Below are 18077 nucleotides of genomic sequence, written 5' to 3'. Positions count from 1 at the left end.
CCTCCGCCGGCACGGCGCCGGGCCCCGCATGACCGGCCGCCCTTCTCGCTCCGTACCTGGTATACGGCCGATTAAGAGGTGATAAAGCCCTAACATGCATAGTTTGCCCTGGTCGGGAACAACAGCCATGTCCTGAGGCGTTCCGATAAGTGCCGCACGAAAACTTGTTCATATCCTGTGGCCCACTCACCACCGAAGGGAGGGAGGTGTCCTCATGCCCCGAACGGCCCGAGTGACTTCCTCCGCGAAGCCGACCGATATGCCCCTCGACGCGCTGCTCGAGCGCGGCAGGATCCAGGGGCACCTCGCGCTCAACGAGGTACGCCGGGCGTTCGAGAGCGCCGGCATCACCCCCGCCGAGGGCCGGTCGCTGCTGCGTGAACTCTCCGAGTCGGGAGTGCAGCTGGCCACCGAGGACGAGACTCCCGCCACGAGCAGGGCGACGGCCCGCCGGCGGGCCGCCAAGGCCGCCTCCCCCGTCCCGACGCCGGCGCCGGAGTCCGGTGCCGACGAGGACGACGAGGTGGAGCTCGAGCCCGCCCTCGACCTCAGCTCCACCAAGGACCTGGACGACCAGTCCTCGGTGATGGGCGACTCGGTCCACACCTACCTGAAGGCGATCGGCCGGCGCCCGCTGCTGACCGCCGAGCAGGAGGTGGACCTCGCCAAGCGCATCGAGGCGGGCCTGTACGCCGAGCACAAGCTGACGAGCGGCCGGCGGATGGGCCCCCAGCTCCGCCATGACCTCGAATGGATCGCCGAGGACGGCCGGCGCGCCAAGGCCCACATGCTCGAGGCCAACCTGCGCCTGGTCGTGTCGGTGGCCAAGAAGTACTCCGACCGGGGGCTGTCCCTGCTCGACGTGGTCCAGGAGGGCAACCTCGGCCTGATCCGGGCCGTCGAGAAGTTCGACTACAGCAAGGGTTACAAGTTCTCCACCTACGCCATGTGGTGGATCCGGCAGGCCATCCAGCGCGGCTTCGCCGACTCGGCCCGCACCATCCGGCTGCCCGTGCACGTGCTGGAGCTGCTCAGCAAGCTGAGCCGGATCGAGCGCGACATGCACCAGCGGCTCGGCCGGGAGCCCACCCCCGAGGAACTGGCCGTGGAGCTCGGCAAGAGCCCGGAGACGGTACGGGAACTGCTGCGCACCAGCCGGCAGCCCATCAGCCTGGACTCCACCATCGGCGACGAGGGCGAGACCCGCATCGGCGACCTCATCGAGGACACCGACAGCCCCGAGGCCTCCGACCTGGTCGACCGGCAGATCATGGCGGCGCAGCTGCGCCGCGCGCTCGGCGTGCTCTCCCCGCGTGAAGAGAAGATCATGGCGATGCGCTTCGGGCTCTACGACGGGACCCCGCGCACGCTCGACGAGATCGGCAAGCACCTGGGGCTGACCCGGGAGCGGATCCGCCAGCTGGAGAAGGAGTCGCTGTCCAAGCTGCGGCACCCCAGCAACGCGCAGCCGCTGCTCGACTTCGCCGTCTGAGCCGACGCACGGAAAGAGCACGGCGGGCGACCGCCGTGCTCTTTTCCGTACCCGCCGTGCGGGCGGAGCCCGTCAGTCGCCGCGGCGGAATTCGATGATCGCGACGCCCAGCAGCCCGATGCCCATGATCACTACCAGGCCGAGCTCCAGCCCCACGGGCACCCGCCAGCCGTTCCAGGTGATCCCGGGGTTGAACCGCGCGGCCACCGCGGGCCCCACGTTCAGGTGCGCGAACACCGCGTGCCGCAGCGGGTCCACGGCGTACGTCAGCGGGTTGAAACGGGTGAGGACGCTCAGCCAGGTCGGCAGGCCGTTGAGCGGGTACAGCGCGCCGGACAGGAACATCATCGGCATCATGGCCATCTGCATGAACCCGAAGAACGACTGCATCGACTTCATCCGGGCGGCCACCATGATCCCGAAGCCGGTGAGCGCGAACGCGCCGAGGAACATCTCGGCGAGGAGGGTCACGATGAGCACCGGGTCGTACGGCACGTGCGCCAGCCCGGCGAGGGCCACGATGACCGCGCCCTGGGCGGTGGCGACGATCGCCCCGCCGAAGCACTTGCCCACCACGATGGCGCTGCGGCTCACCGGCGCGACGAGCATCTCGCGCAGGAAGCCGAACTCCCGGTCCCAGACGATCGACCCGGCGGAGAACATGGCGGTGAACATCACCGACATGGCGCAGACCCCGGGGTAGATGAACGTCTTCAGGTCGACGCCGGCGTCGGCCGGGCCGCCGCTCTGCACCAGGTTGGACAGGCCGGTGCCCATGACCAGCAGCCACAGCACCGGCTGCATGAGCCCGCCGACCATCCGCATCCGGTCCCGCCAGAAGCGGATCAGCTCCCGGTGCAGGACGATCTTCACGGCGCGCAGGTCGTGCAGGATGCTGCGTTCCGGCACGTGCACCCGTACGACGTCCGCGGTGACCGCAGGAGCAGCCATGGTCATCTCCTTCCCATGCCGGACCGGGCGACCATGCGCATCCAGTCTCCGGCCGATCCTTCGGCGTCCCGGATGGTGGAGCCGGTATAGCTCATGAACACGTCGTCCAGCGAGGGCCTGGACACGCTGACCGACTTGATCGCCACGCCGAGCCCGGCGAACAGCCGGGGCACGAACTGCTCACCGGAGGGGACCGCGAAGGTGACCGCCCCCTCCCGTACGGCGGCCTCGACGTCGAACCGCTCCTTGAGGGCCGCGATCGCCGCGTCGTCGTCGTCGGTGTGGATCTGCACGCGGTCCTTGCCGACGCTCGCCTTGAGGGCCTCGGGGGTGTCCAGCGCGACGATCTCCCCCGAGTCGATGATGGCGATGCGGTCGCAGTACTCCGCCTCGTCCATGTAGTGCGTGGTCATGAAGATCGTGATCTCTTCGGCCTGCTTGAGGTGCCGGATGTACTCCCAGATCGACGAGCGGGTCTGCGGATCCAGGCCGACGGTCGGCTCGTCGAGGAACAGCACCCGGGGCGAGTGCAGCAGGCCCCGGGCGATCTCCAGCCGGCGTTTCATCCCGCCGGAGTAGGTCTCCACCCGGTCGCCGCGGCGGTCCCAGAGGTTGACCATCTCCAGGACCTGCCGCATCCGGTCGGCCACCACCGAGCGCGGCACCCCGTAGAGCTCGGCGTGGAAGCGCAGGTTCTGCTCGCCGCTGAGGTAGCCGTCCAGGGTCGGGTCCTGGAAGACCAGCCCGATGTTGCGCCGTACGTCGTCGCGTTCGCGCACCACGTCGTGACCGGCCACCCGCGCGCTGCCCGAGGTGGGCTTGAGCAGCGTGCAGAGCATGCTGATCGTGGTCGACTTACCGGCGCCGTTGGGGCCGAGGAAACCGAAGATCTCCCCGGGTGCGACCGTGAACTCGATGCCCCGCACGGCTTCGACCTCGCCGAACCGCTTGGCCAGGCCGTCGACCACGATCGCCGGTTCCTGGGCGGACTCCCCCGCTGACATGGTGCCTCCTGAGGGGCGGGATATACTTGGAAGAACCAACGGTAGGGATATCCTACATATCGGGTCAAGTGATGGTCAGGAGGGCACGCTGAACGCGACACCGCCGGATCCGCTGCTGCGGCTGCCGAGCTATCTGGTGTTCGAGCTGGCCAGGCTGGCCCGCCGGGTCTCCGCCCAGCTCCATCCCGACGATCCGCTCCGCTACCCCAGAGTGGGGGTGCTGGCCTGCCTGGCGGCCCGCGGGCCGATGTCGCAGCGGGAGGTGAGTGAGAGCCTCTGCATGGATCCGGGCGATCTGGTGGGGGTCATCGACGCGCTGGAGGAGCTGGGTTTCGTCGTCCGGGGGCGGGACCGGCGGGACCGGCGCCGGTACGCGCTGGAACTCACCCAGGCGGGCCGGGAGAGCCTGCGCGAGCGGCACTCCCGTGCGGTGCGCATGAACGACACGTTGTTCGCCCCGCTGGACGACGCGGAGCGCGAGGAACTGGAGAGCCTGCTGCTGCGGGTGCTCGCCCACCACGACGAGCGTTTCGCGGATCCGGCGCGGACCGGCCGGGACACCGCGCCGGTCGCGGGAGACGCGGTGGAGGGGCCCCGGGCGGGGCGGTCAGGCTGAGGCCCGGTCCGCGGCGAACCGGATGACGGAGAACACGGCGCCGCTCGGGTCACCGAGCACGGCGAACCGGCCGATCGGGATGTCGTGGGGCTGGACCGAGACGGTGCCGCCCAGCTCCGCCGCCCGCTCCGCCGTCGCGTCGCAGTCCTCGACGGTGAAGTAGGGCATCCAGTGCGGCGGGACCTCCGCGGGCCACGCCTCGTTCATCTGGATCATCCCCCCGAGGGAGGGGCCGCCGCCGATCGTCCACTCGGTGTAGCTGGAGGAGCCGAAGGGATGGGTCTCTCCCCGCCAGCCGAAGACCTCCCGGTAGAAGGCCTTGGCCTTGTCGATGTCGCGGCAGGCCAGCTCGCTCCAGCAGTAGGTGTTCGGGTCGTTGACGAACCCGGCGCCGCGGAACGCCATCGGCTGCCAGACGCCGAAGACCGCGCCCTGGTCGTCCGCGAAGATCGCCATCCGGCCCTGGCCCATGACGTCCATCGGCTCCATGAGCACGGTGCCGCCCGCGCCGGTGACCTTCTTGGCGGTGGCGTCGGCGTCGGCGACGCTGATGTAGGTGGTCCAGGCCGGGGGCTGCCCCTCGTCCATGATCGGCATCACCGCGGCCAGCTCATGCCCCTCGGTGCCGCCCAGGGTCTCGGCCATGGTGAAGAAGGTGTAGCCGCCGGCGGCGGGATCCGGGCTCGGGTGCGCGTCCCAGCCGAACAGGCCGCCGTAGAAGGCCTGGGCCGCGGCCGGGTCGGGGCTGGAGAGGTCCACCCAGCACGGGGTACCGGGCTCGTACGACGTCATCTGCGGCATGGCCGTCTCCTCGTCTCGGTTGCGAAGTGAGCCGCCGCCGGAGAGCCCGGTGCGAGCTTCCGATGGTGGATCCGAGAGCAAGCATTCCCGGTCAGCCTAGAACCGGCTACGCAAAAGCACGAGCCGTTCACGGAAAGGGGTGGCCAAGGTTCGGTGAACCTCGGGACGGCTCAGCCGGCGACGGCCGCCCGGCGGCCGAGCCGGGTGTGCGCCAGGGCCTCGTCGTAGCGGCGCAGGATCAGCCGCGCCACCGCGTCGTGCGCGCCGATCGGCCCGCTGACGTGGTCGGCGCCGGCGGCGCGCATCCGGTCGTGGAAGAGGCCCGGCGCCAGGAGGTACGAGGCCACCGCGACGTGGCGGGCCCCGCGGCCCCGGAGCTCCTCGACGACCGCCGCGAGCGACGGCCCCCCGGCGGCGACGAGACCGTACGACACCGGGCGCCCCAGCCGGCGGGCCAGCAGCCGGGCCGCGACCCGCACATCGGCCACCCCGGCGGGGTCGGCGGAGCCGGCCGCCCCCAGGACGACGGCGTCGGCGTCGCGGCCGTCCGCCAGCCGGTCCACCAGGGCCGCGCCGAGCAGTGAGTGCGGGCCCAGCGGCCGCGCCGTCAGCGCGTGCTCGCCGCCCGGTGTGCGTTCCAGCCGCCCGGGAATGTCGACCAGCGCGTGGTACCCGCGCGCCAGCATGAGCGGTACGGCGACGACCGGGCCGTTCACGGCGGCCATCGCGTCCTCCAGCAGGGGGCCGGCGATCTCGGCGTAGGCCTCGGTGACCTCCAGCCCGGGTCTCAGCACCCGTACCCGGTCCAGCAGCGCCCGTACGGTCCGGGGACCCGCGGCATCGCGGGTGCCGTGCGCGACCGCGAGCAGCGCGGGAGCGGTCATCCGACTCCTTCGACCCTGGCGGGCGGCTCACAGGCCAGCCGGTAGCCGCGCTTGACCACGGTCTCCACGATGCCGGAGCGGCCCAGCCCGCGGCGCAGCCTGGCCACCGCCATCTCCACCGCGTGCTCGTCGGCCTGCGGCCGGCCGTCCCGGGCGAACAGGGAGCCGTTGGCCACGACCCGGCTCGGCAGCACCCCGCACAGCTCCGCGCGGGACACCACATGGCCGGGCCGCCTGGCCAGGGCGCGGAGTATCGCCATCGGGGCGGGCGCGATCGGCCGGAGCTGGCCGTCCAGGACGACGGCGTGGCCCCGCAGCTCCAGCGCGTGCCCGCGGACGCGCAGCCGGCGGGCCCGGCGCACCGGCAGATCCTGGACGAGCGCCCGGACCAGGGCCCCGATCCGTGCCCGCTCGGGCTGCACGGTCGGCACGCCGCGGTCGTCGAGGGGCTGGGCGGTGACCGGCCCGACGCAGGCGGCCACGACGTGCGTGCGCAGCGCCTCCAGCAGGGCCTCCTCCAGCCCGTCCTCGGCGGCCACCGCCAGGGTGGCGACCACCGCCGGGGCGCTGGTGAACGTGATGGCGTCGACCGTGCCCGCGATCGCCTGCCCGACCAGGCGGCGCAGCGGCGTCGAGTCGTCGGTGCGCGACCACCGGTAGACCGGGATCTCCACGACCTCGGCGCCCGCGCGGCGCAAGGCGTCGGTGAACTCGGGCAGCGGCTCGCCGTAGAGCTGGACGGCGACCCGGGCCCCGTCCACGCCGGTGGCGAGCAGGTGGTGGAGCACCTCGGTGCAGCTCTCCGACTCCGGCGACCAGTCCTCCTGGAGGCCCGCCGACCGGATCGCCCCGCGGGCCTTGGGGCCCCGGGCGAGGATCCGCACCTTGGTGAAGCGATCGATCAGGTCGTCGCGCAGGCCCCATCCGTCCGCGGTCTCGAGCCAGGCGCGGAAGCCGATGCCCGTGGTGACGACCACGTAGTCGAGGGCCTGGGCGATGCAGTCCTCGGTCGCGTGCAGCAGTTCCGCGTCGTCGGACAGCGGGACGAGGCGGATCGCGGGCGCGTGCACGACGCGGGCGCCGCGCCGCTCCAGCAGCGACGCCAGCTCCTCGTGACGGCGGGCCGCGGTCACCCCGACCGCGAAACCGGCCAGCGGCTCGCCCTCGGCGCTCATCGTGGGCATCCCCGGGTGCGTCCGGTCACCCGCGCACGCGGCCGGGCGGGCGGTGACTGCGCGGGAAGGCGCGGTCTCGGCGTCAAGGCAGTGCCACCTCCACCCGGTCGCCGTCCCCGGCCGCGGACCTGCGGATGGCGAAGACGGGAACCGCCTGGCCGGGGTCGTCCAGGCATCGCCCGGTGCGCAGGTCGAAGGCCTGCTTGTACATCGGTGAGGCCACCGTGGGGACTCCCTCTCGCGTGCCCAGGATGCCGCGGGCCAGCACGTAGGCGCCACTGAACGGGTCGTGGTTCGACAGGGCGTACAGCTGCCCGTCGAAGGTACGGAAGACCGCGATCTGCAGGCCCTCGACGAGCGCGCAGGCGCCCCGCTCGGGCATCAGATCGTCGTAGGCGCAGACGTCGACCCACCGGGTCGCCGTGTCAGCGAGCGCCGTCACCGGTGCGTCACCTCCAGCTGGGGACCGGTCACCAGGACCGGCTTGATCTGGTCGCGTTCCGGTTCGAACGCGATGCTCGGGTCCGGCGTGTCGGGGGCGTTGACGAAGGAGACGAAGCGGCGCAGCTTGACCGGGTCCTCGAGGATGTCGCGCCACTCGTCGGAGTAGGCGTCGACGTGGCGCTCCATGGCGGCGTCCAGCTCGGCGCAGATGCCGAGCCGGTCGTCGACGATGACCTCGCGGAGGTAGCCGAGGCCGCCCTCGAGGTTCTCCAGCCAGCTCGCCGTCCGCTGCAGCCGGTCGGCCGTGCGGATGTAGAACATCAGGAACCGGTCGATGTAGCGGATCAGCTCGTCATCGGTCAGGTCGGTGGCGAACAGGTCCGCGTGCCGGGGGCGCATGCCCCCGTTGCCGGCGAGGTAGAGGTTCCATCCGTTCTCGGTGGCGATGATCCCGAAGTCCTTGCTCCGGGCCTCGGCGCACTCGCGGGCACACCCGGACACGGCGGACTTGAGCTTGTGCGGGGCGCGCAGGCCCCGGTAGCGCAGCTCCAGCCTGATCGCCATGGCCACCGAGTCCTGGACGCCGTAGCGGCACCAGGTGGAGCCGACGCACGACTTCACCGTGCGCAGCGCCTTGCCGTAGGCGTGCCCGGACTCGAATCCCGCGGCGACCAGCCGCTGCCAGATCCGCGGGAGCTGCTCCACCCGGGCACCGAAGAGGTCGATCCGCTGACCACCGGTGATCTTTGTGTAGAGCCCGAAGTCGCGGGCCACCTCGCCGATGACGATCAGTTTCTCGGGGGTGATCTCACCGCCCGGGATCCGGGGCACCACCGAGTAGGTGCCGTTCTTCTGCAGGTTGGCCAGGAAATGGTCGTTGGTGTCCTGCAGGACCGCCTGCTCGCCGTCCAGGATGTGCCCGATGCCCAGGGCCGGGCCCAGGCTGGCCAGGATCGAGGCCACGGCGGGCTTGCAGATGTCGCAGCCGCGCCCCCGGCCGTGCTCGGTGATCAGCTGGGTGAAGGTGGCGATACCGCGGACCCGCACGATGTCGAACAGCTCGGCCCGGCTGTGGTCGAAGTGCTCGCAGAGCGCGGTGCTCACCTCGACGCCGGCGGCGGTGAGCTCGGTGTCGAGGATCCGCTTCACCAGCGGCACACAGCTGCCGCAGCCGGTGCCGGCCTTGGTGCAGCTCTTCACCGACGGCAGGTCCCTCAGCACGTCGTCGCGGATCGTGTGCCGGATCGTGTCGGCGGTGACGTTGTTGCAGCTGCAGATGACGGTGGCGCCCGGCAGGTCCCCGCCCGCCGCCTCGGTGCCGCCGAACAGCGCCTGCTCGGGTGAGCCGGGCAGCCGCGCGCCCACGAAGGCCCGCAGGGACGGGTACGCCTCCGCGTCGCCGACCAGCACCCCGCCGAGCAGCGTCTGGGCGTCGTCGCTGACGACGAGCTTCTTGTAGATCCCGGCCACCGGATCGGTGTAGGTCACGCCCAGGCCGCCCGCGGCCTCGGCGAACGGGTCGCCGAAGCTGGCGACGTCCACGCCCATCAGCTTCAGCTTGGTCGACAGGTCGGCGCCGGGGAAGATCGCCGTGGCCGCCTCCCCGTCCAGCAGCCGGCTCGCGACCACCTCGGCCATCGAGAAACAGGGCCCGACCAGCCCGTAGACCGTCCCGCCGACGAGCGCGCACTCCCCGATGGCGTAGACGGCGGGGTCGGCGGTACGGCAGGAGCCGTCGACGACGATGCCGCCGCGCTCCCCCACCGGCAGCCCGCAGGCGCGGGCCAGGTCGTCGCGCGGCCGGATGCCCGCGGAGAAGACGACCACCTCGGTGCCGATCTCCGCGCCGTCGCTGAGCGTCACCCGCGCCACCCGGCCGTGCTCGCCCGCCGCCAGGCCCGCCATCGGGACGCCCGCGTGCACGGTCAGCCCCAGCGCCTCGATGTGCCGGCGCAGCATGGCGCCGCCGCCCTCGTCGAGCTGACGGGGCATCAGCCACGGCGCCACCTCGACGACGTGGGTGTCCAGGCCGAGGCCCTGCAGTGCCCGCGCGGCCTCCAGGCCGAGCAGGCCGCCGCCGACGACCACGCCGCCCGCCGGCCGCCCGCCCGCCGGATCCGCGCCGGCCGGATTCGCGCCGAGGCGTCCGGCCGTGTAGGCGCGCAGCGCGTCCAGGTCCTCGATGGTCCGGTAGACGAACACGCCGGGCAGATCCCGGCCCGGCACGGGGGGCACGAACGGCGCGGAGCCGGTGGCCAGCACCAGCGCGTCGTATCCGGCGCGCACGCCCGACCGCGTCGTGACGGTGCGGCTCGCCCGGTCGACGGCGACGACGGGATCTCCGGTCAGCAGGGTCACCTCGGGGCCGTGCGCGGGGTAACCCAGCTCAGCCCCCTCGGTGAGGTAAGAGGTCAGCGCCACCCTGTCGTAGGCCGGGCGCACCTCCTCCCCGATCACCGTGATCCGCCAGCGCCGGGCGGTGTCCCGCTCGCGCAACGCTTCCACCAGGCGATGTCCGGCCGGGCCGTGACCGACCACGACCAGCCGCAAGGCATCGTCCTCAGGGACTTCCATGGGGTGATCCTCAGCAGGAGCCGTTTCGCTGCTGGGTCCCCTTTGTCACCGCCGTGTTAAAAGAAGCTAACTTTGAGATGTGTTCGTGGTCATCATGTGACCAACGCCACGCGATCAGTCATACGCGTACAGTGACCGGCGAACGGGTGCACATCCCCGGGGCCACGGCCCACCGGGCCGCTCACACGTCCGCGGACTCCTGCTCGTCCAGCCAGCCCACGATGCCCTCGACCGCGTCCCGGCAGCCGCCGCAGCCGGTGCCGGCCCGGGTCCGCGCCGAGACGGCCTCGATGGTCCGCGCCCCCTGCTGCCAGCACGCCCGGATCTTGCCCTTGGTGACGTTGTTGCAGTGGCACACGGTGGCCGCGTCCGGCATGCGGACCGGCGAATCGGCGGCGGCCGGCCCGCCGAGACCCTGGAAGAGCAGGCTGAGCCGGTCGCTGGGCAGCGGTGCGGCCCGGTCGTAGAGCTGCGTGAGGGTGCCGGACATGCTGGTCTCGCCGAGCAGGATCGCGCCGATCAGCCGCCCGCCCCGGATGACGACCTTCTTGTACGTGCCGCGGGCGATGTCGGCGAACTGCAGGATCTCGACGTCCTCGTCGAACGGGTCGTGGTGGGTCTCCCCCATCGCGGCCAGCTCGACGCTGGCGGCCTTGAGCCGGGTCACCTGCCGCGAACCGGTGTAGCGGGCGGCGGCGTCGGTCCCGGTGAGCAGGTCGGCGAGCACCGCCGCCTGCTCCCACGCCGGAGCGACCAGGCCGTAGACGGTGTCCCCGTACTGCGAGCACTCCCCGATGGCCCGGACGGACGGATCGGTGACCGACGTCAGGGTCTGGTCGACCACGATGCCCCGGTCGACGGCCAGGCCGGACGCGCGGGCCAGCTCCACCTCGGGCCGGACCCCGCACGCCAGCACGACCAGATCGGCCGGCAGCACCTCGCCGCCGGCCAGCTCCACCCCGGTCACCCGGCTCGCCGGCCCGGCGGAGGACCCGCCACCGGTGTCCCCGCCGGGCCGCGGGGCCGTTCGCAGGGCCGCGGTCTGGGTGTCCAGGCGGGCGCGGATGCCCAGCCGGCCCAGGGTGCGCGCCAGCACCTTCCCGGCCTCGGGGTCGAGCTGGCGCTCCATGAGGTGCCCCGCCAGATGCAGCACCGTCACCTCCAGCCCGCGGCCCACCAGGCCGCGGGCGGCCTCGATGCCGAGCAGCCCGCCGCCGATCACGACCGCGTGCCGGGCGCCGCCGGCCGCCTCCAGGATGTCGCGGCAGTCGTCGAGGGTACGGAAGGCGACCACGCCGTACGGCGGCTCCTCCGCCACGCCGCCGCGCGGGCCGCCGTCCGCGCCGACGACCGGGATGGGCGGCACGAGCGCCCTGCTGCCGGTGGCCATGACGAGCGTGCCGTACGAGGTGGCCGTGCCGTCGGAGGCGTGCACCCTCCTGGCCAGGCGGTCGATCCGGGTGACCTCCACCCCGCGCCGCACGTCGACGTCGTGGGCGCCGTACCAGGCCTCGTCGACGAGCCCGATGTGACCGGCCTCGGTGGCGCCGGACAGGACGTTGGACAGCAGCACCCGGTTGTAGGGCTGCCTCGACTCGGCGCCGAACACCGTCAGCGGCACCTCGGGGTCGCGGGCCCTGATCTCGGAGACCAGCCGGGAGCCCGCCATACCGTTGCCGACCACGACGATTCCGTCACCGGGGTCCGCGGTCTTCGCGTTGTGAGGGCCGTTCATCCGGTGCTCTCCTCCTCGACCGCGGAGACCGCGATCTCGACCCGTACGGCACAGACCTTGAACTCCGGCATCCTCGACATCGGGTCGAGCGCGGGGTTGGTGAGCAGGTTGGCCCGTCCCGCACCGGCCCAGTGGAAGGGGATGAAGACGGTGTCCGGCCGGATGGTGTCGGTCAGCCGCGCCGCCACGACCGACATGCCGCGGCGGCTGGTGACCCGCACCAGCACGCCCTCGGTGATGCCCAGCCGTTCGGCCAGGTCCGGGTGCAGCTCCGCGTACGGCTCGGGGGCGGCCTCCACCAGGGCCTTGACCCGGCGGGTCTGGGCACCGCTCTGGTAGTGGGCCAGCACCCGGCCGGTGGTCAGGAACAGCGGGTAGTCCGCGTCGACGCCCTCGGCGGGCCCCCGGTGCTCGACCGGGGTGAACCGCGCCCTCCCGTCGGGGGTGGCGAACCGGTCCAGGAAGGGGCGCGGGGTCCCGGGGTGCCCCTCGCCGGGGCAGGGCCAGAAGACCCCGCCCTCCTTCTCGATCCGCTCGTAGGTGATGCCGGAGTAGTCGGCGATCCCGCCGGCACTGGCCCTGCGCAGCTCGTCGAACACGTCGGCCGGCGCGGTGTCCCACGTCCCGGGGGCGTCGAGCCGGCCGGCGAGCTCCGCCAGGACCTCAAGGTCGGAGCGGACTCCGGCCGGCACCGGTACGGCCTGCCGTCTGCGCAGCACCCGGCCCTCCAGGTTGGTCATCGTGCCGGACTCCTCCGCCCACTGCGTGACGGGCAACACGACGTCGGCCCGGGCGGCGGTCTCCGACAGCACGAAGTCGGCCGCGACCAGCAGTTCCAGCGCGTTGAGACGCTCCTCGATCATGGCCGCCCGGGGCGCCGACACGACCGGGTTGGAGCCGAAGACCAGCAGCGCCCGGGGCCCCTTCGGCTCGCCGAGCGCGGACAGCAGCTCGTACGCCGAGCGCCCCGGGCCAGGAATGATCTCCGGGTCGACTCCCCAGACCGCGGCCACGTGCGCCCGCGCCTCCGGGTCGTCGATCTTCCGGTAACCGGGCAGCTGGTCCGCCTTCTGGCCGTGCTCCCGCCCGCCCTGGCCGTTGCCCTGGCCGGTGATGCAGCCGTACCCGGAGCCCGGCCGGCCCGGCAGGCCGAGCGCCAGCGCCAGGTTGATGAAGGCGGTGACGGTGTCGGTGCCGGAGGCGTGCTGCTCCGAACCCCGGGCGGTGAGAACGAGGGCGGTGCGGCGGCGGCCCGGTGTGCCTCCTTCGGCGGGCACCCCTGTGACCTGGGCTCCGGCGAGAAGCCGCACCGCCTCGCGCATGTGGGTGACCGGCACGCCCGTGATCCGCTCGACGTGGTCGGGCCAGTAGCCGTTCACGGCGGTCCGTACCCGGTCGAACCCGGTCGTCCGCTCGGCGAGGTAGGCGTGGTCCACCAGCCCCTCGGCGATGGCGAGGTGGAGAAGCCCGTTGGCCAGCGCCAGGTCCGTGCCCGGGGTGGGCTGCAGATGCAGGTCGGCCTGGCGCGCGGTGGCCGTCTTACGGGGGTCGATCACGATGAGGGTGCCGCCGTTGCGCCGCTGGTCTCCCAGGTGCCGCATGAACGGCGGCATCGTCTCGGCGACGTTGGCGCCCGCGAGCAGCACCGTGTCGGCCGCGGCGATGTCGGTGATCGGCACCGGCAGGCCGCGGTCCAGCCCGAAGGCCCGGTTGAGGGCGGCGGCGGCCGACGACATGCAGAACCGGCCGTTGTAGTCGATCTGGGAGGTGCGCAGCGCGATCCGGGCGAACTTGCCCAGCTGGTAGGCCTTCTCGTTGGTGAGGCCGCCTCCGCCGAACACCGCGACGGCGTCCCGGCCGTGCTCCCGCTGCAGCCGCCCGACCTCCGCGGCGATGTGGTCGAGCGCCTCGTCCCAGGTGCAGGGCTCCAGCGGCGCGCCGAGATGCGCGCGCCGCAGCGGCGTGGTGAGCCGGTCCGGGGCGTCCAGGAGATCGGCCGCCGTCCAGCCCTTCTGGCACAGCCCGCCCTGGTTGGCCGGTACGTCGTCGCGCGCGGCGACCGTGACCGGCGTGCCCCCCACGGTCATCCCGCACTGCAGGGCGCAGTAGGGGCAGTGCGTCGGTGTCTCGGTCACGGCTCGATCTTGTTCAGAGGGCGTTTCGCGGTGGCGTCCCTTGTGTGACCTCAGCGTTAAAACGGACTCACCGGGCGTATTGTCCGAGGTCAAGTGATCGTCGGCGGGTACCGCCGGAGCCGGGTGGGTAGATCGCGTCATGAGGTACGACCGGGGGGAGAGGACCATGGCTCGGTGCGAGGTATGCGGCAACGAGTACGACATGACGTTCGAGGTGCACGCCCAGGGGGCCGTGCACGTGTTCGACAGCTTCGAATGCGCGATCACCGCGATGGCGCCCATCTGCGAGCACTGCAAGTGCCGGGTGATCGGCCATGGGGTCGAGGTGGAGCGGAAGTGGTACTGCTCCGCCCACTGCGCCCGGATGGCCGATCCCCGGGTGGCCGATCTGGTCAGCGACCACGCCTGACGTTCCCGCTCCGGCTCCGGTGCGCCGGAGGCGGGCTCAGACTCCGGCGCCGGCGAGGCTCGGCACCGCCCTGACCGCGACCCGGCGCCGCAGGTAGCAGAACCACGTCAGCGCGACGCAGACACCGTAGAAGACGGCGAGCCCGGTGAGCGCCGGGCTGATGCTCTTGGTCTCCTCCAGCGAGATGCGGAAGGCCTGCTGGATCAGCACCCCGCCGAAGGCGCCGACGGCCGAGCAGATGCCGATCGCCGCGGCCGCGTCCCGGCGCCCCCTGGCGGTCGCCGCGGCGCCGGCAACGGGGTCGCTCTGGTCCACCCCGGCCAGCGCCTGGGTGCGGAAGATCGCGGGGATCATGCGGTAGGTCGACCCGTTGCCGATGCCGGTGGTGGCGAAGACGAACAGGAACGCGGCCAGGAAGGCGTTCCAGTCCTTGGCGTTCACCGCCATCGCGACCGCGCCGATCCCCAGGCCCATGAGGAAGAAATCGATCATGGTGACCCGGGCGCCGCCGAAGCGGTCGGCCAGCCAGCCGCCGAGCGGCCGGGCCAGCGAGCCCACCAGAGCGCCCAGCCAGATGTAGTCCGCGCCCTTGACCGACGGGAACTCGCTCTTGATCAGGACGCCGAAGGAGAAGGCGTATCCGATGAACGAGCCGAAGGTGCCGATGTAGAGCACCGACATGACGGCGGTCTGCGAGCGCCTGGCGATGGTCAGCATCTCGCGGGCCGTGTAGGCCGAGGTGGCCGTGGTGAGGTTGTCCATGAAGAAGTACGCCCCCGCCGCGGCCAGCAGGATGAGCGGCATCCACACCCACCCCACGGCCACCAGGCCGAAGGCCACGATGAGCGGCGGCATGGCCAGCTGGGTGACGCTGGTGCCCAGGTTCCCGCCCGCCGCGTTCAGGCCCAGCGGGAGCCCCTGCCTGCTCACCGGGTAGAAGTGCGTGATGTTCGCCATCGACGAGGCGAAGTTGCCGCCGCCCAGCCCCGTCATCGCCGCGATCAGCAGCAGCGCCCAGAAGGGCAGGTCGGGGTTGTTGATCGCGTAGACGAACGACCCGCACGGGATCAGAAGCAGCAGCGCGGAGGTGATCGTCCAGTTGCGCCCGCCGAACCTGGCGGGCGCGAACGTGTAGGGGACGCGGACCGCGGCCCCGACCAGGTTGGGCGTGGTGGTCAGCCAGAGCAGCTCGCTCACCGACAGCCTGATCCCGGCCTTGGGCAGGTTCAGCACCGCGATGCTCCACAGCAGCCACACGCAGAAGCCGAGATGCTCGGTGAGGATCGAGAAGACCAGGTTCCGGACCGCGACCCTGCGGCCGGTCCGGGCCCAGAAGGCCTCGTCGTCCGGCTCCCAGACGTCGATCCAGTGACCGGCCCGGCGGGAGGGGGCCCGCACCTTGGTCTCGTCGTCGGCCAGTGCCGTCATGCTGGTCCTCCAGGAGTCGTGGCGGTCGCGGGCTGTCGGCCGGCCGAGTGGCGCCGGCACCTGGAACCTAGGAACGCCGCGTTTCATCCGGGGTCACCATGTGTGCCCGGCACGCAACGTCCTCCGCACATCCGAAACGTCCCAAGGTGAGCAGACCGCGGGCTAGACCCACCGGATGGCAACTTTCTGCCCGATTGCGGGCAGAATCCTTGGAGTCGTCACCGTCGACAGGCCAGAATGAGGTCTCATGCCCACCGCTGGACAGCCGTACGGGGATCTCGTCGATCACCTGACCCGCACCACCACGCTCACCACGGGCGAGGCCGCGCGGGTGGTCGCCGACGTGATCGCCTATTTCACCGAGCCGGCGGAGGCGTACGTGCGCCGGCGGCACGGCGAGCTGCGGGCGGCGGGCCTGACCAACGACAGGATCTTCAACCGGATCGCCGCCGAGCTGCCGCTCCGGCGGGTCGCCCCGCCCGAACTATCGCTGCGCCAGCTGCGTCGGATCGTGTACGGCTGACCATCGGCACCAGTTCGTCCGAGGTCCCGGGCCCCCGCCCGGGACCACGGACGTACCCAGACAGAGGAGACACTCACCGTGTGTGGAATCGTGGCGTACATCGGGCCGAGGGACGCCGTCCCGGTCCTGCTGGAGGGCCTCGCGCGCCTGGAGTACCGGGGGTACGACTCCGCGGGCATCGCGGTGGTCGGCCGCTCCGGTGATCTGCGGGTCCGCAAGGTCAAGGGCCGGGTGGCCGACCTCGCCGCCGACCTGCCCGCCCGGTTCAAGGGCGCTCCGGCGATCGGGCACACCCGGTGGGCCACCCATGGCGAGCCGAGCGACGCCAACGCCCATCCGCACGTCTCCGGCTCGATCGCCGTCGTGCACAACGGCATCATCGAGAACGCCGACGAGCTGCGCGCCAAGCTGGTGGCAGACGGCGTGGAGTTCGTCTCCGAGACCGACTCGGAGGTCCTGGCGCACCTGATCTCGCAGTCCGCCGCCGAGAGCCTGGAGGACGCCGTCCGGCAGGCCCTCAGCGCGGTGGTGGGCACGTACGGCATCGCGGTCGTGGACGCCGCCGAGCCGGACCTCATCGTGGTGGCCCGCAACGGCAGCCCGGTCGTGCTCGGCATCGGCGAGAAGGAGATGTTCGTCGCCTCCGACCTGTCCGCGCTGGTCCGCTACACCCGGCAGATCGTGCACCTGGACGACGGCGAGCTGGCCACCGTGCGCGCCGACGGGTTCCGCACCTGGACCCAGGACGCCCGCACCACGTCCAAGAGCCCCTCGGTGGTCGACTGGGAGCCCGGCCAGTGGGACACCGGCTCCTTCGACACCTTCATGCAGAAGGAGATCCACGAGCAGCCCGCGGCGGTCCGGCGGGCCCTGTCGGGGCGGCTGGACGGCCGTTTCCACACCGCCCACCTCGGCGGGCTCAACCTCGACCCGCGGGAGGCCCGCGAGTTCCGCCGGGTCAAGATCATCGGCTGTGGCTCGGCCTACTACGCCGGGCAGATCGGCGCCCAGCTGATCGAGGAGCTGGCCCGGATCCCCGCCGACGCCGAGCCCGCGTCGGAGTTCCGCTACCGCAGCCCCGTCGTCGAGGGCGACACGCTGTACATCGCCGTCAGCCAGTCGGGCGAGACCTACGACACCCTCGCCGCCGTCCAGGAGCTGCGGCGCAAGGGCGGCCGGGTCCTCGGGGTGGTCAACGCGGTGGGCAGCGCGATCGCCCGCGAGTGCGACGGCGGCGTCTACCTGCACGCGGGCCCCGAGGTGTCGGTGGCCTCCACCAAGGCGTTCACCTCGACCGCGGTGGTGCTGGCCCTGATCGCCCTGCACCTGGGCCGGATCCACGACCTGTCCCCCGCCAACGGCCGCCGGATCGCCGACGGCCTGCGCGCCCTGCCCGGCCAGATCGAGGAGATCCTCGCCCAGGAGGACGCGATCGCCGCGCTGGCCAAGGAGTACGCCGGCTACCCGGGCATGTTCTTCATCGGCCGGGTGCGCGGCTTCCCCGCGGCCCGCGAAGGCGCCCAGAAGCTCAAGGAGATCTCCTACCTGCACGCCGAGGCCTACCCGGCCAGCGAGCTCAAGCACGGCCCGCTGGCCCTGGTCTGCCCCGAGCTGCCGACGATCGCGGTGATACCCGACGACGACCTGCACGAGAAGAACCTGTCCACGCTGGGCGAGATCCGGGCACGCAAGGGCCGGGTGCTGGCGATCGCGCATCGCGCACTGGACGGCAAGCTCGCCGACGACGTCATCATCGTGCCCAAGAACGAGACCGAGCTGGACCCGATCCTGCTGACCATCCCGCTGCAGATCCTCGCCTACCACGCGGCGGTGGAGCTCGGTCACGACGTCGACAAGCCCCGGAACCTGGCCAAGAGCGTCACGGTGGAGTGACCTCAACCCACCC

The 18077-nt window shown here is 72.1% G+C and carries 15 protein-coding genes; 5 read left to right on the top strand and 10 right to left on the bottom strand.

Annotated features, from left to right (window positions below):
- The first annotated feature begins 214 nt into the window (after window positions 1–214).
- A complete protein-coding gene (locus tag ACRYCC_RS16655) occupies window positions 215–1492 on the top strand; it encodes an RNA polymerase sigma factor (RefSeq protein ID WP_433813016.1) in 1278 nt (425 codons plus the stop codon).
- A gap of 72 nt (window positions 1493–1564) precedes the next feature.
- Here the strand turns inward: ACRYCC_RS16655 and ACRYCC_RS16650 are convergent, their stop codons facing one another.
- Together ACRYCC_RS16650 and ACRYCC_RS16645 are read right to left on the bottom strand one after the other, a co-directional pair.
- Window positions 1565–2443: an ABC transporter permease gene (locus ACRYCC_RS16650; RefSeq protein ID WP_433813014.1), complete on the bottom strand. Its 879-nt coding sequence runs from the start codon at window positions 2441–2443 to the stop codon at window positions 1565–1567.
- A gap of 2 nt (window positions 2444–2445) precedes the next feature.
- Complete coding sequence (locus ACRYCC_RS16645; RefSeq protein ID WP_433813012.1) at window positions 2446–3447, bottom strand: ATP-binding cassette domain-containing protein; 1002 nt, start codon at window positions 3445–3447, stop codon at window positions 2446–2448.
- A 136-nt stretch (window positions 3448–3583) separates the two neighbouring features.
- Between ACRYCC_RS16645 and ACRYCC_RS16640 the strand changes: the two genes are divergently transcribed.
- On the top strand, window positions 3584–4063 hold the full coding sequence (locus ACRYCC_RS16640; protein WP_433813011.1) for a MarR family winged helix-turn-helix transcriptional regulator: 480 nt from the start codon (window positions 3584–3586) through the stop codon (window positions 4061–4063).
- On the opposite strand, the gene ACRYCC_RS16635 is transcribed toward ACRYCC_RS16640, so the two are convergent.
- The 7 genes from ACRYCC_RS16635 to ACRYCC_RS16605 all read right to left on the bottom strand — a co-directional run bounded on the left by ACRYCC_RS16635 (window position 4055) and on the right by ACRYCC_RS16605 (window position 13811).
- Window positions 4055–4864, bottom strand: a complete 810-nt coding sequence (locus ACRYCC_RS16635; RefSeq protein WP_433813009.1) for a VOC family protein — start codon at window positions 4862–4864, stop codon at window positions 4055–4057. The genes ACRYCC_RS16640 and ACRYCC_RS16635 overlap by 9 nt on opposite strands.
- Window positions 4865–5034: 170 nt before the next feature.
- Window positions 5035–5748, bottom strand: coding sequence for a sirohydrochlorin chelatase (locus ACRYCC_RS16630; protein ID WP_433813008.1), 714 nt, complete (start codon window positions 5746–5748; stop codon window positions 5035–5037).
- Window positions 5745–6923: a uroporphyrinogen-III synthase gene (locus ACRYCC_RS16625; RefSeq protein WP_433813006.1), complete on the bottom strand. Its 1179-nt coding sequence runs from the start codon at window positions 6921–6923 to the stop codon at window positions 5745–5747. Before ACRYCC_RS16625 ends, ACRYCC_RS16630 begins: the two co-directional genes overlap by 4 nt.
- 82 nt (window positions 6924–7005) lie before the next feature.
- Window positions 7006–7365, bottom strand: a complete 360-nt coding sequence (nirD, locus tag ACRYCC_RS16620; RefSeq protein WP_433813004.1) for a nitrite reductase small subunit NirD — start codon at window positions 7363–7365, stop codon at window positions 7006–7008.
- Window positions 7362–9941, bottom strand: coding sequence for a nitrite reductase large subunit NirB (gene nirB, locus ACRYCC_RS16615; RefSeq protein WP_433813002.1), 2580 nt, complete (start codon window positions 9939–9941; stop codon window positions 7362–7364). Before nirB ends, nirD begins: the two co-directional genes overlap by 4 nt.
- Before the next feature lie 181 nt (window positions 9942–10122).
- Complete coding sequence (locus ACRYCC_RS16610; RefSeq protein WP_433813000.1) at window positions 10123–11676, bottom strand: FAD-dependent oxidoreductase; 1554 nt, start codon at window positions 11674–11676, stop codon at window positions 10123–10125.
- A complete protein-coding gene (locus tag ACRYCC_RS16605) occupies window positions 11673–13811 on the bottom strand; it encodes a molybdopterin oxidoreductase family protein (RefSeq protein ID WP_433812998.1) in 2139 nt (712 codons plus the stop codon). Before ACRYCC_RS16605 ends, ACRYCC_RS16610 begins: the two co-directional genes overlap by 4 nt.
- A 166-nt stretch (window positions 13812–13977) precedes the next feature.
- Here ACRYCC_RS16605 and ACRYCC_RS16600 point away from each other — a divergent pair, with 166 nt between their 5' ends.
- Window positions 13978–14220, top strand: coding sequence for a hypothetical protein (locus ACRYCC_RS16600; RefSeq protein ID WP_433812996.1), 243 nt, complete (start codon window positions 13978–13980; stop codon window positions 14218–14220).
- 36 nt (window positions 14221–14256) lie between these two features.
- Here ACRYCC_RS16600 and ACRYCC_RS16595 read toward each other — a convergent pair whose 3' ends face one another.
- The gene (locus ACRYCC_RS16595) at window positions 14257–15648 is read right to left on the bottom strand and encodes an MFS transporter (RefSeq protein WP_433812994.1); all 1392 of its coding nucleotides are present in this window, start codon (window positions 15646–15648) and stop codon (window positions 14257–14259) included.
- Between the two features lie 247 nt (window positions 15649–15895).
- On the opposite strand from ACRYCC_RS16595, the gene ACRYCC_RS16590 reads away from it, so the two are divergent.
- Together ACRYCC_RS16590 and glmS are read left to right on the top strand one after the other, a co-directional pair.
- The gene (locus tag ACRYCC_RS16590) at window positions 15896–16171 is read left to right on the top strand and encodes a hypothetical protein (protein WP_433812992.1); all 276 of its coding nucleotides are present in this window, start codon (window positions 15896–15898) and stop codon (window positions 16169–16171) included.
- Window positions 16172–16249: 78 nt separating this feature from the next.
- On the top strand, window positions 16250–18064 hold the full coding sequence (gene glmS, locus ACRYCC_RS16585) for a glutamine--fructose-6-phosphate transaminase (isomerizing) (RefSeq protein WP_433812990.1): 1815 nt from the start codon (window positions 16250–16252) through the stop codon (window positions 18062–18064).
- The last annotated feature ends 13 nt before the right edge of the window (window positions 18065–18077 follow it).

The organism is Actinomadura scrupuli (assembly GCF_050971785.1).
Lineage (GTDB): Bacteria > Actinomycetota > Actinomycetes > Streptosporangiales > Streptosporangiaceae > Actinomadura_E > Actinomadura_E scrupuli.
This window is presented reverse-complemented; position numbering and strand designations above follow the sequence as displayed.